At 28.1% G+C, this 14243-nt stretch carries 15 protein-coding genes; 2 read left to right on the top strand and 13 right to left on the bottom strand.

The window, feature by feature from the left end:
* Window positions 1-128 precede the first annotated feature (128 nt).
* The 4 genes from CPJCM30710_RS15860 to rpiA form a co-directional block, all read right to left on the bottom strand.
* The gene (locus CPJCM30710_RS15860) at window positions 129-884 is read right to left on the bottom strand and encodes a sulfite exporter TauE/SafE family protein (protein WP_212905140.1); all 756 of its coding nucleotides are present in this window, start codon (window positions 882-884) and stop codon (window positions 129-131) included.
* Between the two features lie 18 nt (window positions 885-902).
* Window positions 903-1754, bottom strand: a complete 852-nt coding sequence (locus CPJCM30710_RS15855) for a MurR/RpiR family transcriptional regulator (RefSeq protein WP_212905139.1) — start codon at window positions 1752-1754, stop codon at window positions 903-905.
* A gap of 205 nt (window positions 1755-1959) precedes the next feature.
* A complete protein-coding gene (locus tag CPJCM30710_RS15850) occupies window positions 1960-2931 on the bottom strand; it encodes a Gfo/Idh/MocA family protein (RefSeq protein WP_212905138.1) in 972 nt (323 codons plus the stop codon).
* A 17-nt stretch (window positions 2932-2948) separates the two neighbouring features.
* Window positions 2949-3635, bottom strand: a complete 687-nt coding sequence (gene rpiA, locus CPJCM30710_RS15845; RefSeq protein WP_212905137.1) for a ribose 5-phosphate isomerase A — start codon at window positions 3633-3635, stop codon at window positions 2949-2951.
* Window positions 3636-4061: 426 nt separating this feature from the next.
* Here rpiA and metA point away from each other — a divergent pair, with 426 nt between their 5' ends.
* Window positions 4062-4979, top strand: coding sequence for a homoserine O-acetyltransferase MetA (gene metA, locus CPJCM30710_RS15840; protein WP_212905136.1), 918 nt, complete (start codon window positions 4062-4064; stop codon window positions 4977-4979).
* Between the two features lie 193 nt (window positions 4980-5172).
* Here metA and CPJCM30710_RS15835 read toward each other — a convergent pair whose 3' ends face one another.
* From CPJCM30710_RS15835 to CPJCM30710_RS15825, 3 genes are all read right to left on the bottom strand, one after another.
* Window positions 5173-6696 (bottom strand): zinc ribbon domain-containing protein, encoded by a 1524-nt coding sequence (locus tag CPJCM30710_RS15835; protein ID WP_212905135.1) that lies wholly within the window; start codon window positions 6694-6696, stop codon window positions 5173-5175.
* Between the two features lie 339 nt (window positions 6697-7035).
* Entirely contained in the window at window positions 7036-7782 is a 747-nt protein-coding gene (locus tag CPJCM30710_RS15830; RefSeq protein ID WP_212905134.1) for a PP2C family protein-serine/threonine phosphatase, read from the bottom strand.
* Between the two features lie 24 nt (window positions 7783-7806).
* Window positions 7807-8532 carry an FHA domain-containing protein gene (locus CPJCM30710_RS15825; RefSeq protein ID WP_212905133.1) on the bottom strand — a complete coding sequence of 242 codons (726 nt, stop codon included), beginning with the start codon at window positions 8530-8532 and terminating at the stop codon, window positions 7807-7809.
* A gap of 401 nt (window positions 8533-8933) precedes the next feature.
* Between CPJCM30710_RS15825 and CPJCM30710_RS15820 the strand changes: the two genes are divergently transcribed.
* A complete protein-coding gene (locus CPJCM30710_RS15820; RefSeq protein ID WP_212905141.1) occupies window positions 8934-9548 on the top strand; it encodes a zinc-ribbon domain-containing protein in 615 nt (204 codons plus the stop codon).
* 157 nt (window positions 9549-9705) lie between these two features.
* Here the strand turns inward: CPJCM30710_RS15820 and ilvA are convergent, their stop codons facing one another.
* The 6 genes from ilvA to ppnP all read right to left on the bottom strand — a co-directional run bounded on the left by ilvA (window position 9706) and on the right by ppnP (window position 14028).
* Window positions 9706-10950 (bottom strand): threonine ammonia-lyase, encoded by a 1245-nt coding sequence (gene ilvA, locus CPJCM30710_RS15815; RefSeq protein WP_212905132.1) that lies wholly within the window; start codon window positions 10948-10950, stop codon window positions 9706-9708.
* Between the two features lie 309 nt (window positions 10951-11259).
* Window positions 11260-11580, bottom strand: a complete 321-nt coding sequence (locus CPJCM30710_RS15810) for a hypothetical protein (protein WP_212905131.1) — start codon at window positions 11578-11580, stop codon at window positions 11260-11262.
* A 322-nt stretch (window positions 11581-11902) separates the two neighbouring features.
* Window positions 11903-12364: a ribonuclease H-like YkuK family protein gene (locus CPJCM30710_RS15805; protein ID WP_212905130.1), complete on the bottom strand. Its 462-nt coding sequence runs from the start codon at window positions 12362-12364 to the stop codon at window positions 11903-11905.
* A gap of 330 nt (window positions 12365-12694) precedes the next feature.
* Window positions 12695-12850 carry a hypothetical protein gene (locus tag CPJCM30710_RS15800; protein ID WP_212905129.1) on the bottom strand — a complete coding sequence of 52 codons (156 nt, stop codon included), beginning with the start codon at window positions 12848-12850 and terminating at the stop codon, window positions 12695-12697.
* 299 nt (window positions 12851-13149) lie between these two features.
* Entirely contained in the window at window positions 13150-13362 is a 213-nt protein-coding gene (locus CPJCM30710_RS15795) for a hypothetical protein (RefSeq protein WP_212905128.1), read from the bottom strand.
* Between the two features lie 351 nt (window positions 13363-13713).
* Window positions 13714-14028 carry a pyrimidine/purine nucleoside phosphorylase gene (gene ppnP / locus CPJCM30710_RS15790; RefSeq protein ID WP_212905127.1) on the bottom strand — a complete coding sequence of 105 codons (315 nt, stop codon included), beginning with the start codon at window positions 14026-14028 and terminating at the stop codon, window positions 13714-13716.
* Window positions 14029-14243: the final 215 nt, after the last annotated feature.

Genomic DNA, 14243 nt, shown 5'->3' with positions numbered 1-14243 from the left:
TAATCCTAACAGAGCTCCGTCAGACCATTACTCCCTAATTGTAAAAAAATAAGTGCAAATGTTCAACATCAGAAATTTGATGCTTAACACTTACACTTTTACAGTACCAAACAGAGCTATAAAAGGACTTATATAAACAACCTTATCGCTACTATAGCTGTCATTACAATAATAATTGTACGAAAGACTTTTTCATTAAACTTCTTGATAGTCGCTATACCTAATAAGGCGCCTAAAGTAATTGCAGGTATCATAACACAAGCAAGTATAATTCTTTCTAATGAAATGTTGTTCCAGAAAAAAATCTGTAAAGGAACTTTTGTTAAGTTTATTATTAGAAAGAACCATGAATATGTACCTAAAAATTCATTTTTTTTGAAACCCATTGCTAATAAATATATACTCAATACAGGTCCAGCAGCGTTTCCTATCATAGATGTAAAGCCACTAGCTATTCCTGTTAGAATATAAAACCAAGCTCCCTTAGGAACCTTAAACTTATCACCTTTCTTTTCAGTATAAAGTAAAATACCTAAACAGGTTAAAACTGAAATAGCAATAAGAATCTTAAATTGTTTATCATTTATATAATTTCCTACAAAACTCCCTAATACTAATCCAACTAATGCCCATGGCAAAGGCTTCCTGATATTATTCCAATCCGCATGGCGGTTGTAATAACATACAGCAAAAATATCACCTATTAAAAGCATAGGTAATAAAACACCTGTAGACTCTTTACCTCCAAATACATTAGCTATTATTGGAATAACAAGCATTGTAAAACCACTAATCCCGGTTTTTGAAAACCCAACAACGAATGCTGCTATTATAATCCATATAAATTGCCATACTGATAAATTAAATAAAGTAATTGTTTGCATTTGTTACCTCTCTTCTATTTAAAATTTGTCATCTGCCATAGAATGTTCATGCTTGCTAATCCAACTATAAGCATCTCTTTTTTCTGCAATTAACAATAAAAATAGTATTTCTATAACAGCCATAGTAGATATTCTAGTAAAACTAAATTCGTCAAAAAATAATTTTTCCCTTGTAGCTGTACTTATATGGTATTTACATTTGTTAGCTAATGGAGATTTTTCATGATTTGTTATGCAAATTGTAGTAGCATGTTTTTCATTTGCAATATCAATTAAAGTTAAAAGTCTCTTTGAAGAGCCAGAACTAGATACAGATATCACTACATCCTCTTCAGTTAGTGTGTATGCAAAAGCAAGTTGACTTTCCCATATGGTATTTGCAACGGATGGTATTCCTATTTGATTAAATTTATATGCTCCATCTAAAATTATAGGTATGGTATTTCCTAATGCTACAAATTGCACAATTCTAGCATTCTTGATTGCATTTAATATTTTTTTAATGACATCTTCATCCATCATTGATATAGTTTGCTTTAATTCTTCAATCTTGTTTGCCAATATGTTTTGAAGCGATTGTCCTATATTATTTGGATCTAAATCATTAGATACATTCTTTTCTTCTGAATTTACCATTTCCTTTGCAAGTTTTATCTTTAGGTGATGAAATCCCTTAAAATCACATTTTTTACAAAATCTTATTATAGTAGCTTCACTAACGTTACTTTCAAATGACAGCTCAGAAACTGTCATATCAATAATCTTTTCTTCGTTATTAATAACATAATCAGCAATTTTTTTTTCTGCTTGATATAAGTTTTCATAAACTGCAAAGATTTTGTCTAATACACTTTTTTCTTTCTTTTTCAATTTCCTATTACTCCTTTGTTGAATTGTAATAATAATGACACTAATGGAATATATGTAGTACACAAAGTTGGGATTGACATTTATTAAAATGACATTAGTGCCAATAAGAATGATATTAGTTTTAATACAAGAACATCAAAATATGCTTAATGCCTTAATATTAAAGACATTAAGCATATTTTTTATTTTTCAGAATGCTTATATATTATTCAAAAGGATATTTTATTCCCCATTGATTTCTAACTTCATCCATAATATTCATTACATCAATAGATAATGCTAATGTATCTGTATTATTTTTATTTAAAATGCAGTTATTCATATCTTCAACTTCATAAATTAACGCTTTTGATGTTTCACCAGCTTCTATCACTTCTACCTTTCCATCTAGATAGTTTATAGTAGCTTTAGATGCTCTTGGAAAGTCATCTACAGTTATAAATCCTAATTCTCCTGCCACAACGCCTCTTTTTGGCATTTTTGCTCTCATAGTTAAAGAAACTACTGCCATTTCATCATTAGAATTCTTTAATATTATACCAGATTGTTCATCTACACCAGTCTCAAATTTTTTAACTGTAGTTAAAACTTCATCTGGTTGGTTTGAAAGAAAATATCTAGTAAAAGATAGTGCATAAGTACCAATGTCAAGTAATGCTCCTCCTGCTAACTCCTTACTGAAAAATCTATTAGTAACATCATATTCTTTGCAGCTTCCAAAGGATACTTGAACCATTTTAAGCTTTCCTATTTGTCCTGAGTTAACAATATTTCTTAACTTTTTATATAATGGCATATGGAAAATAGTCATAGCTTCTGCTACAATCAATCCTTTGCTTTCCGCTAGGTTAGCTATCTCCATTAATTGTTCACCATTAACAGTTATCGCTTTTTCGCAAAATACATGTTTATTGTTTTGAAGACTCTTTATTATATATTCATAATGGTTGCAATGAGGAGTTGATATATAAACTACATCAATTTCATCATCCTTTAACATTTCTTCATAACTACCATAAGCTTTTTTAACATTATATTTATTTGCAAATTCCTTTGCTTTTTCCAATGATCTTGACCCTACAGCATATAGTATACTTTCGTTTACCTGCGTTATGGCTTTTGCAAAATCCGATGCAATTGCCCCTGGTCCTAATATTGCCCATTTTATCTTATTCATATCTTTCACCTCATACCTTAATAATTTTTTCTAGAAACCATTCTAATATCATCTCTACCAACAATCAATGCCTTAGTAACAACATTAGTAAACAAAGAGGTATCAATAACTCCACAAATATTTTTTAAACTATTTTCAAGTTTATAAATATCCTTCACATTATGAAAGAATACATCCATCAATAAGTTTCCATTATCACTTATGGTAAAACCATCTTTTGCAGCACTGTTTCTAATTATTGGTTTCCCACCTAATTCTGTGACTACACTTTCAACATACTTTAGGGAATCCTCCAAAATTTCAAGTACTACAGGATGCTTAAATGTTAAGGTTTTTACAAATTTAGTATCATCTACAAGAAGTATGTAGTCCTCAGCCATTGTGGCAATTAGTTTTTCCTTGGTATGAATACCACCACCACTTTTTATAGCATTTAGATTTTCATCAACTTCATCACATCCATCAAAAGCTACAGCTATTTTATCAACAGAGCAAGTATGAAGAACTTCTAGTCCATTTTTTATGCAGAGCATTTTTGTTTTTGCAGAAGGGGTAACCACTTTAACCTTAAGATCTTTATTTTCTTTTATATACTCTATTAAGTAGGATATGGTACTACCTCCACCTAGACCTATTATAGTATTACTTTTTATATATTTTAGGGCTTCTCTAGCACAGCTTTTCTTTAAATCATCACTAGTCAATTTTATTCTCCTCCTCATATATTCTCACATAATGTAAGTTTAATTATTAAATTTAGATAGATTATTGATAAAATTTCACATTATAGAAAATTTTTCTTATATCTTATTATTTAATGATAAGATAAGTTAATTTTTTCGTCAACACTATTTTATGAGGAATTAAATTTTATTTCATATAAATTTAATAGACGAAATTTATTTTCTTACTTATAGTCTATTCTCTAATCATCATGCATCTTCTAGTAAAATAAACATATCTCTGTATCAAATATAACTTATTTCCAATAAAATAATTATATTAATGAGTATCTATTCTTTATAAATTTAATATAAATGATATAATACTGTAAGGGCCTCATTATATTATTCTTAATAACTTAATCATATTATTAATTAAAACTGTTTACATAAGGAGGTTGATTTATTTTGCCAATTAAAATTCCAAACAATTTACCTGCTGCTAGTATTTTAAGTAACGAAAATATATTTGTGATTACTGAAGATAGAGCATTTCATCAAGACATTAGACCTTTGAAAATAGTTATTTTGAATCTAATGCCTACAAAGATTGCAACAGAAACTCAATTATTAAGAATGTTATCTAATACCCCACTTCAGGTAGATATAGTATTGCTTCATCCTGAAAGTCATGATTCAAAGAATACTTCTGAAGAACATTTGACGAAGTTTTACCATACATTTAGTGAGATTAAAGATCAAAAATTTGATGGTCTTATAATAACGGGAGCGCCAGTAGAGCAAATGGATTTTGAAGAAGTAGATTATTGGGATGAGTTAAAAGAAATTATGGACTGGAGTGTTCACAATGTCTTTTCTACTCTTCATATATGCTGGGGAGCACAAGCAGGATTATATCATCATTTTAAAATACCTAAATATCCATTGAACGGAAAAATGTTTGGTGTATTTAGTCATAGTGTCTGTAGCGGAAATCCATCGTTGTTAAGAGGCTTTGATGATGAGTTTTATGCTCCTCACTCAAGACATACTGAGGTTAAAAGAGAAGATATCGAAAAAATTAAAGAACTTGAGCTTTTAAGTGAATCAGAGGAAGCAGGAGTTTTTATTGTTCAAACAAAAAACAAAAGACAAATTTTTATAACTGGTCATCTTGAATATGATGCAACCACCTTAGCATCAGAATATTGGAGAGATATTAATAAAGGATTATCAATAAAGAAGCCTAAGAATTATTTTAAAGATGATGATGATAAGAAAAATCCTGTAGTTCGCTGGAGAGGTAGTGCGAACTTATTATTCTTTAACTGGATAAATTACTACTTATATCAAGAAACTCCATATAACTTAAATGATATAGAATAAACTCAGAAACATACTCATTATACTGTTGCATTAAAGTACATTATTTTTAATAGTATATATAGTAAACCTTAATGTACGTAAATAAACTCTCACAACTCTGTGAGAGTTTATTTTTATCTAAAATTAATAATTTTCATAGTAAATCTAAACGTAAGTATTATTTTTAAATACATAATATATTAATAAACTTGTTTTAATTCTTTTCATCCATTTTAAGCTTAAATAAATAATGCTCTCCAGATTTAAAATCTGCTCCAAAATAAATCCAGTCTTCAATCACATTTATCCAGAAAATCTTAGGACAATTCTCAGCATTATAGAGCCTAATTTTATCACTTCCATCTTTTTTCATCCTATATAAATCATTTCCATAAGAATAATAAATATAGTCTCTAAAAACATTGATTGCCCCTATATTAGTGATGTCTCCAACTTTAAACTTAACGTTTTCCTTTAAGTCTTCACTTACCTTGTATATGCCAGACTGAGACATATCATATACATTATAATTTATATAATATATATAATTGTCGCTAGCTGCCATACCCATTATAACAGCTTCATTAAACCATGAATTCTCTGTTCCATCTGTTTTTATTCTAAATAATGGCCAAGAAACTTCATCATATATATTATAGTAATATATCCAATTTCCTAAAACCATACATCCAGCAGGATTAACTCCCTTTTCACCCTGAGATGATTTTATATTGTCATTAAATGAACAAAGAACTTTTTCTTCAGTACCATCAATATTAGAACTTACTATAATTCCACTTGGATCCATATCACTCATTAGACCCAAATCTACAGTATAATATAACTTATTATGAACTACATTTAAGGTTATAATAGAAAACTTACTATTACTAATTAAATCTTTATAATTCTTACCATCTATAGTAGTACTATTATCATCTATAAGATTAATTACTACTTGTTTATAGCTATTAGCATCCTTCAGCTTTGTACGATTACTTCCATCAGTGTGTATCTTATATATTCCATCTGGCTCAACATAATATATCCAATCATCTACAACATTTATATACTGACTTTGTTCATTATTTAACCTAGTCTTATCAGTTTCATCAGCTTTAATCTTAAATAAATTTAATTTTTCTGCATAATTGCTATAATATATCCATTCTCCTTGTCTTGCTACTCTCCCTCCATTAGCTATATTCCCTGGAGTATTACCTGACATTTTCTCTTTTAATTCATATAGTTTCTTTTTTAAATCCTTATTTTTAGTTTCTATGTATCCTTTAGAGAAAACCTGTACTGCCTCATACCAAGTTCCCTCTAGCTCTCTATAATAATCACCAATATCTATATAAGTATCCACCCTATTGTTATCTATATGTATCGCCTTATTAAAATAATTTTTAGCTTCTTCATCTTTACCTTCCTGTAAATACTTATTACCTAAATCTATATTCTCCTTTATCTTTTCTACTTTAATAAATTTTGTAAAAATAATACATTCCAAAACTACAATTAAAGTAATTGTAGTTATAATACAAATTATCCAATTTTTCTTATGTACAAACTTTCTTTTTTTAATAGTATCCTTTGATTCTATGCTTTGTTTCTCTTGTTGATGCTGCATAAGTATTTGCTCACCTATATTTTCTTCTAAATCTACAGCTACACCACAGATTGTGCATAACTTAGTACCTTCTTTGATTTCAGCGCCACAATTTGAACAATTCATAACTGCCCCTCCTTTATATATATTGGTAATAACTTATATGTATTAATTCTTAAACTCTCTTAATCCACAAAACTATTCTATTATATGACCTTGCCTCAATTAATATTAGTTTAAGTCTTATCACGTAAATTAATGTTTCAAAAATCTAAAAATAAACAAATTAAAAAGCCATACTAAAACAGCATAGCTTTTATTTGTTTTTGTTTCATATTAAAATATACCTTTCTTTTCTGTGTTTACTTATTTTTAGTGACCTTTTGACTTTTTGCAGACGTTTTCACAAGCTTGTACATAAGATTAATAAGAGTTATTAAAGTAAGTATCCTCAATTGATTTGAATTATATGATTTTAAATGCTACTATAGTCATATTATCCTTGCTACCATTACTGTAAGCTTTCAAAACTATATCTTTACAAACCATTTCCATGTCTTCATTTGTATGTATCTTTTTTCCTAAAAAAGCATCTAAAAAATCATCATCATCAATATGGTTATACACCCCATCACTGCAGATAAAATAGTAATCTCCTTTATGAAAATTATCTATAGAAAAATGAGGATTAATACTTTTTCCTATTCCAATACATTGAGTTAATACATTTTTTTTACTATTATTCTTATACTCTAAGTAAGATATTATTCCTTTTTCATACTGTTCTGCTGCCACATTGTGTATTTTAGAAATAGTTATGATTTCATTATTTCTAATTCTGCATATTTTTGTATCTCCCACATTAACTGACAGAAACTTATCTTCTACAAAACATAAAGTAGATAATGTTGATCCAGTTAAAATAGATTTAGATCTATACTTATCATAAAGATAATCATTAACCTGAATATACTTCTTATTAATAAGAAGTTTTAAATATTCAATTGAAAAATTATCACATAGATTAAGTTCTCTTTTCACAGCATCAACTATAGCTAATGCAACTTCTCTCCCTAAGCTGTATCCTCCCATACCATCAGCCACTGCAAGCACAGCTATTTTATCTTTAATAAGAAAAAAATGAGCATCCTGATTTTCTTTTCTAATTCCTTTGTCTGAATAACTCCCATGAATTACATTGGCTAAAAACATACTCTTTACCACCTTTCCAAACCATTAATATATTTTAAACTTTAGTTCTGTAGTTGCCAATTTAATTATATCTCCATCATGTATTTGTCTTTCTCCTTCAATTCTATCACTATTTACATAAGTTCCATTTTTACTATTTAAATCTACTAAATAAAAGTGATTATTCTTAAAATATATTAGAGCATGCTTTCTCCCTATATGCTCATCATTTAATATAACAATATCACAAACTTCAGAATCTCTTCCTATATTCGTGGTATTCTTCCCTATATAGTACTCCTTTATTTGTTCCCCTTCATGACAAACTAGAGTTGCTAAACTCTTAGATTCTTTAAGTGCTTTAGTTTCTTGTAAAATAGCCCTTGTTATTTGAACATTGAATATTTGAGTTTCCTGAACTTCATTATTAGATTCAATACTACTTATTATTTCAGCTTTTACCTCAGGTTTTAAAATAGGAATCTCATCAACATCAATATTTAAATCTGGATTATTATTAACTATACTTTCTGTTTTAAAGTTATCTTTACTATTATTTCTGTTAACACAATCATTCTGGTTAGATACACTTTCAAGGTTTTCTTTATGTCTATTAACTTTAATTTGTCGCTTATATGTTTCACCCAATACATTGATTTCTTTTACTAACTTTGTTATTAAAATGATTCCCAGTACTATTGAAAATAGTATTGCTACCGCCATGATTATATACACTTTATCGGATAGGATAAAATCAATAAGATCTTTCATACTATAAACACCTCTACTTTATTTATATTCTATATCTTTTTTAAGGAAAATTGGTTAACTTTGCACAAACAGCCCGTCCCATAACTGTAGTAATAAATAAACTTAAAAACATATTTTTTTATTGTACTTACTTAAGTTTACTATACTAACCGGTAAATCATGATAATAAATATTTAAAATACTTTTCATATAGATAAATAATTTCATAACTGAATTGATTAAGAATTAAAATTATTATCTTTAATAAAAAACAGCCCTTAATTTTATAAATATAATTAGGAGTGCAAATTTACATGTTTTGTACTCCTATTTCTATTATATACCCTAAATTTGTAATTGAATATTAAACAAACTTATATCATATATTTATTGTGAATTAAATAGTGAAGGGAGCTAAATCTATGAAATTTTGTAATAAATGCGGCTCTGAAATAGAAGATGATATAAATATTTGTCCTTCCTGTGGCATCCCAACACAGCTATCTGCTCCTCCCATAGGTTCAGAAACTCCTGCTACTAATGTCACTATACCTACACAAAAAATAACTTCTAAAAATCGAATTATAAATATATTATTAATTGCTTCTTTAGTAATTATCTTTGCTTTTCTATTATATAATTCTTCTACAGATTCTCCTAAGTATGCATTAGAAAAGTTCATTACTGCTATCAATAATGAAGACATAAATAAAGCTATGAGTTGTGTGGATCCAACATATGAAAAACTTTATACAGCATCAAATAAAGCCATGGCTGACTTTTTTGGAACACCAGACTTATCTGCAATCACGGACTTATTCCCAAGGCTACTAAATCTTACAGAATATAATTCAGATTTTCAAATAACTATTAATAAAGTAATCTCAGAGGATATAAAAGACGATACTGCTACTATAATTGCACTTGTAACAGTTAATGTAAGAGACTCAAAAGGAAAGGTATCCAATAATGACGTTGAAACTACTTTTACGCTTAAAAAATTCGATAATGGATGGAGAATTATAGACATTCATTAGATAATATTATTTTTTAGAAGTTGTATTAAAGATAAACAAATTCCGAATCCAACTGATGAACAAAGATATACTTTATTACAGGAAATAAAATAAGACCCTTGAAGTATTTTTATAATACATTAAGGGTCTTGTTTTATTTTTATAGATAAAGTAAGATCTAATATACTTTCACTATTGGAAATCCTTCATTCTCTAATTCCTCTATAATATGATTAACATGATCATGACCATTTGTTTCAACAGTAACTTCAAGTTGTACCTGCATAAATCTGTCCAACGTCTTAAATTGGTTGTGATCAAGCTTAATAACATTTGCATTTAGTCTTGCAAGAATCTTAGAAACCTCTAGAAGTTGTCCTGGTTTATCTGGTAATTCAACTGTAAAGCAGAATAATCTTCCACGTGATACAAGTCCACGATCAATCATAGATGATATAGTAAGAACATCTATATTTCCTCCGCTAATTACGCATGCAATCTTCTTATTTTTTTCTTTAATCTTCTTTAAAGCTGCAAGTGGCAATACACCAGAATTTTCACCAATTAACTTATGCTTTTCTAAGAGAACTAAAAAGGCTTCCATTATCTCAAAATCAGAAACTGTTACTATTTCATCAACTAACTCTTTTATAATTGAGAAATTAATATCACCAGGCACTTTAACAGCCACACCATCAGCAATTGTTTTTACAGTATCTAAACAAACAAGCTTGTTACTATCAACTGATAATTTCATAGCTTGTGCACCTTCTGGTTCTACACCAATAATTTTTATATCTGGTTTAAGTGCTTTGGCAACTAAAGCAATACCACTTATAAGTCCGCCTCCACCAATAGGAACGATAATACAATCTACGTCATTAAGCTCCTCTATTATTTCTAAGGCTATAGTCCCCTGACCAACAGAAACATCTAAATCATTAAACGGATGGATAAATGTATAACCATTTTCTTTTTCTAACCTTCTAGCTTCCGCATAAGCTTCATCATAACAATTTCCGTGAAGTACCACATGTGCCCCATATTGTCTTGTTGCTTCAACCTTGATAAGAGGGGTTGTCTTCGGCATAACAATAGTTGCTTGTACACCAAGTTTTTGTGATGCATATGCAACACCTTGAGCATGATTTCCTGCTGAAGAAGTAATTAAACCCTTTTTTCTTTCATCATCAGATAACTTACTAATTTTATTATAAGCGCCACGAATTTTAAAAGCTCCAGTAGTTTGAAGATTTTCAGGCTTTATATAAACCTCATTATTAAATTCATTACTAAAAACTTCACTATATATAAGCTTAGTTTCTTTAAGCACATTTTTTAAGCGTTCCTTAGATTGTAATATTTCTGATACATCTAATAATAGTTTATTATCTTGCGGTAAAGTATTTTTACTATCTAACATAATTTCCTTCCTCCATATAACAGCAAAATTTTCTTCATGGTATTTGGATATATTTTACAGAAAGATTTATAAAACAAAACTCGCCCTTGAAACAATTCGAGGACGAGTAAAACTTTTAAGATTGTACAATCCTATATTATTTTAATAATATAGCTTCCTTAATTATATTTTAACAGAAGAAGTCCATATTGTGAAGATATAATAAATATTTATAAGAATTATTAATAAGATACTAATAATTCTCAGTATATTTATTATATGATTAATTAGTATTAATTATTTTTATGTACTTTAACTTAATCATAAATGCTAGTGAGTTAATGTATTATATACCTCATTCTGTTCATAATCCATAATAGCATCAAAAATATTATTAGATATATCTTCAGGTATATCTTTGTTAAAAAATAACAGACCCTTATCATTAAGTTTTGTACTAGCAACATCTTTAACAAATACTTTTCCTTCATATCCTGAAAGCACTTCAGTTATCTCTTTTCCTAATTTTTTGAATTCCTCTCCCTTATTCCAAGATATAAACCCTATAAGTGATTTTGACAGATTAGTATCAAATCCTTTTCTTATAAGAATATCGTGCCAAGTATTACATTCTATATCACATCTATCCATAACGTACCTCCTTAATATATAGATACACAACTTCATAACTGAACTTATAATTCAGCAAAAAGCATTGCATGATGAGGCTATTTTCCTGAATTAATTAAGGATTGAAGTTGTTTATCTTTACTACAGTATTTTTTCTACTTTAATAGCATTTAATTTGTCTTATGAAAATATTCTTATAGCTTATTGTAATATTAGTAATTTGGTAAAATTATAATTATTAAAACTTATAAAATGAAATATCTGTATTTCAACTGCTATTATTTGCTGTCATTTGAAAAAATGACATGTGACTTAAATTTAATAAGATCAATAGCTCTAAGCTTTATTTTGAATACCTATTTGCTATGGATGAAGCAGCATAGGAATTAGGTTTAGTATTGCAGGTAAATCCACAACTTTTAACCCAACCTACTATTTGAGGAATCATTGATGATGAAGCGCCATCCTCTCCAGCATCAACATGAATACTTATATCATGCTCTTTATCATCTTTATTAAAATACAAAGAGAGTTTTCTTGCCATTTCTATACTTAAACTAGTTTCATAAAATAACTTTTGCCATATGTTTGTAATTTTTTTTACTTGTTTTATATCGTAAAAAAATATTCCACCCTTTCCTACTCTCCATATCGCTACCACAACTACAACTTTGGTTATATCATGATTTTGAGAATCAGTGCCTACAGTTATTTTATATTCATCATTTCTTGATTTTTGAATATAGTTTTTAATTAATTGACACATTGTACTAAAGGATACTTCACCATAGGTTATACTTCTCATAGCATATTCCCTCCTATTTTGATTCAGCGAAATGGTTAGATAAAATAAGACGTACATCTTATATTACTTTATTACTGTCAGTATAACTTATTATTGTTACGAAAATTTTAAGAATATTTTGTTTTTTATTTACTTTATAAATATTAATTATTATAGATTTTTATTACTAGTGTAATAATCTATGGTAAATAAAGCTGCTCAGTTATAGCTAGATTTCCCATTGTGAAATAGTTGTAAATAAGAAAAGAGCACGGGATTCCCCTTGCTCCTAGTTTTTTAATTAAATTATTAAATTATTAAATTATTAAATTATTAAATAAGCTTCTTATCTTATTTATCAAATAGTCCACCACTTTTATTATTTTTAACACCTTTTTTACTTTGGCCGATACTTTTTTGTGGCCTTGCAGTAGAACCTTGCTGCAAACCCTTTTTCTTTTTTGCTTCAATAAGCTTTTTCATCATTTCAATATTTTTATCTGACATTCTTATTCTCCCTTAAAAAATATATTTTTTATACATATATTTATTCTCACACATTATACAATACAATATTGTTTTATTCTATATGAAAAAAACTGTTCCGGCATCAAGCCTTCTCAGTTTTAGCTAACTTTCACTTTGCTAAATGGTAATAAACAACAGGAGCAAGAGATTGCCTCTTGCTCCATACTTTCTAATGAAATTATTTGAAACAGTTTAAAATCTATTATTTTTACATCAATAATAATTACCAAAATATTCGAATATTTAGTTGTTTAAAATGTCTCTAAAGTACTAATGAACTATTTTTTTCTATACAAAAGATGACTTCCTGTATCCTTATCTATAAATACATTAGAGTATGTTTTATTTAATACCTCTTCCTTAAATCTCTTTCCATCTTCAGTATGTTCTTCTGTTGGATAGTTATCTTGTACCACATCTTTATATTCAAAAGGATGCCCTGATGGTACTTTTTCTAATTTAGATGTGTCAACATGACTTCTTTCTCCCATTTTTTCTCCTCCTTAAATTAACTTATATTTATATTATTCTTTTAAGAAGAGAGTATTATGTTGTGAGTTATTGGAAGACACAGCTCTGTTTTAATCATCTATAAAATGTATAACAGAAAAGCACTTAATTATTAATAAAAAACGACCTGGTATCGAACCTACTAAAGATACACAACTTCAATCCTTAAACAATTCATGAAAATAGCCTCGACATGTAATGATTTTTCATGAATTATAAATTCAGTTATGAAGCCGTTTATCTACAGCTTAAGTCAGATTTCACTTTGCAAAATAACAGTAAATAAAAATAGAGTGATATCTACCACTCTATCCTTGTATTCTTTATGTACACTAATCCAAATATGAACAACAATAATCTGTTAATTCTTTTACAACTAATTTAAAACTAGAATTGGCTGGTACTTCAAAAGATTGTCCTCCTGTAATTGTAACCCATTCATTGCTACCAGGAAGTAATACATCAAGATTACCTGCCATTATTTCCATTATTTCTTTCTTACCTGTACCAAATTCATATTCTCCAGGCATCATAATTCCTAGTGTTTTCTTTTCTCCATCTTCAAACAATACTGTTCTACTTGTTACTTTTCCATCAAAATAAACATTTGCTTTTTTTATAATTGTTACTTTTTCAAATTGTTGCATAAATATCCCTCCTAGCTATCAATCATTATATCATATTTTTTACAAAGCTTAATATAATTATTTGAACATTAACACAAGTCAATTACTTTATTCATACTGTAACTAGTCTCTTTAAAAGAATACTTATTCAGAAACTTGGAAAATATAAATTCATATTTAGATATGACTTTATATTGAAGTATTATGTTTGTTAGTTAAAGGAGGCATGTATAGGT

The organism is Clostridium polyendosporum (genome assembly GCF_018332455.1).
Lineage (GTDB): Bacteria > Bacillota > Clostridia > Clostridiales > Clostridiaceae > Clostridium_AY > Clostridium_AY polyendosporum.
The sequence above is the reverse complement of the archived record's forward strand: the minus strand, read 5'-3'. Positions and strand labels throughout refer to the sequence as shown.

Bases quoted from the DNA above. Each gene is read 5' to 3' on its own strand.
- CPJCM30710_RS15860 (WP_212905140.1), bottom strand. From the start codon at position 884: ATGCAAACAATTACTTTATTTAATTTATCAGTATGGCAATTTATATGG.
- CPJCM30710_RS15850 (WP_212905138.1), bottom strand. From the start codon at position 2,931: ATGAATAAGATAAAATGGGCAATATTAGGACCAGGGGCAATTGCATCG.
- CPJCM30710_RS15835 (WP_212905135.1), bottom strand. From the start codon at position 6,696: ATGAATTGTTCAAATTGTGGCGCTGAAATCAAAGAAGGTACTAAGTTA.
- CPJCM30710_RS15830 (WP_212905134.1), bottom strand. From the start codon at position 7,782: ATGTTTTTAGCCAATGTAATTCATGGGAGTTATTCAGACAAAGGAATT.
- CPJCM30710_RS15825 (WP_212905133.1), bottom strand. From the start codon at position 8,532: ATGAAAGATCTTATTGATTTTATCCTATCCGATAAAGTGTATATAATC.
- CPJCM30710_RS15820 (WP_212905141.1), top strand. From the start codon at position 8,934: ATGAAATTTTGTAATAAATGCGGCTCTGAAATAGAAGATGATATAAAT.
- ilvA (WP_212905132.1), bottom strand. From the start codon at position 10,950: ATGTTAGATAGTAAAAATACTTTACCGCAAGATAATAAACTATTATTA.
- CPJCM30710_RS15810 (WP_212905131.1), bottom strand. From the start codon at position 11,580: ATGGATAGATGTGATATAGAATGTAATACTTGGCACGATATTCTTATA.
- CPJCM30710_RS15805 (WP_212905130.1), bottom strand. From the start codon at position 12,364: ATGAGAAGTATAACCTATGGTGAAGTATCCTTTAGTACAATGTGTCAA.
- CPJCM30710_RS15800 (WP_212905129.1), bottom strand. From the start codon at position 12,850: ATGTCAGATAAAAATATTGAAATGATGAAAAAGCTTATTGAAGCAAAA.
- CPJCM30710_RS15795 (WP_212905128.1), bottom strand. From the start codon at position 13,362: ATGGGAGAAAGAAGTCATGTTGACACATCTAAATTAGAAAAAGTACCA.
- ppnP (WP_212905127.1), bottom strand. From the start codon at position 14,028: ATGCAACAATTTGAAAAAGTAACAATTATAAAAAAAGCAAATGTTTAT.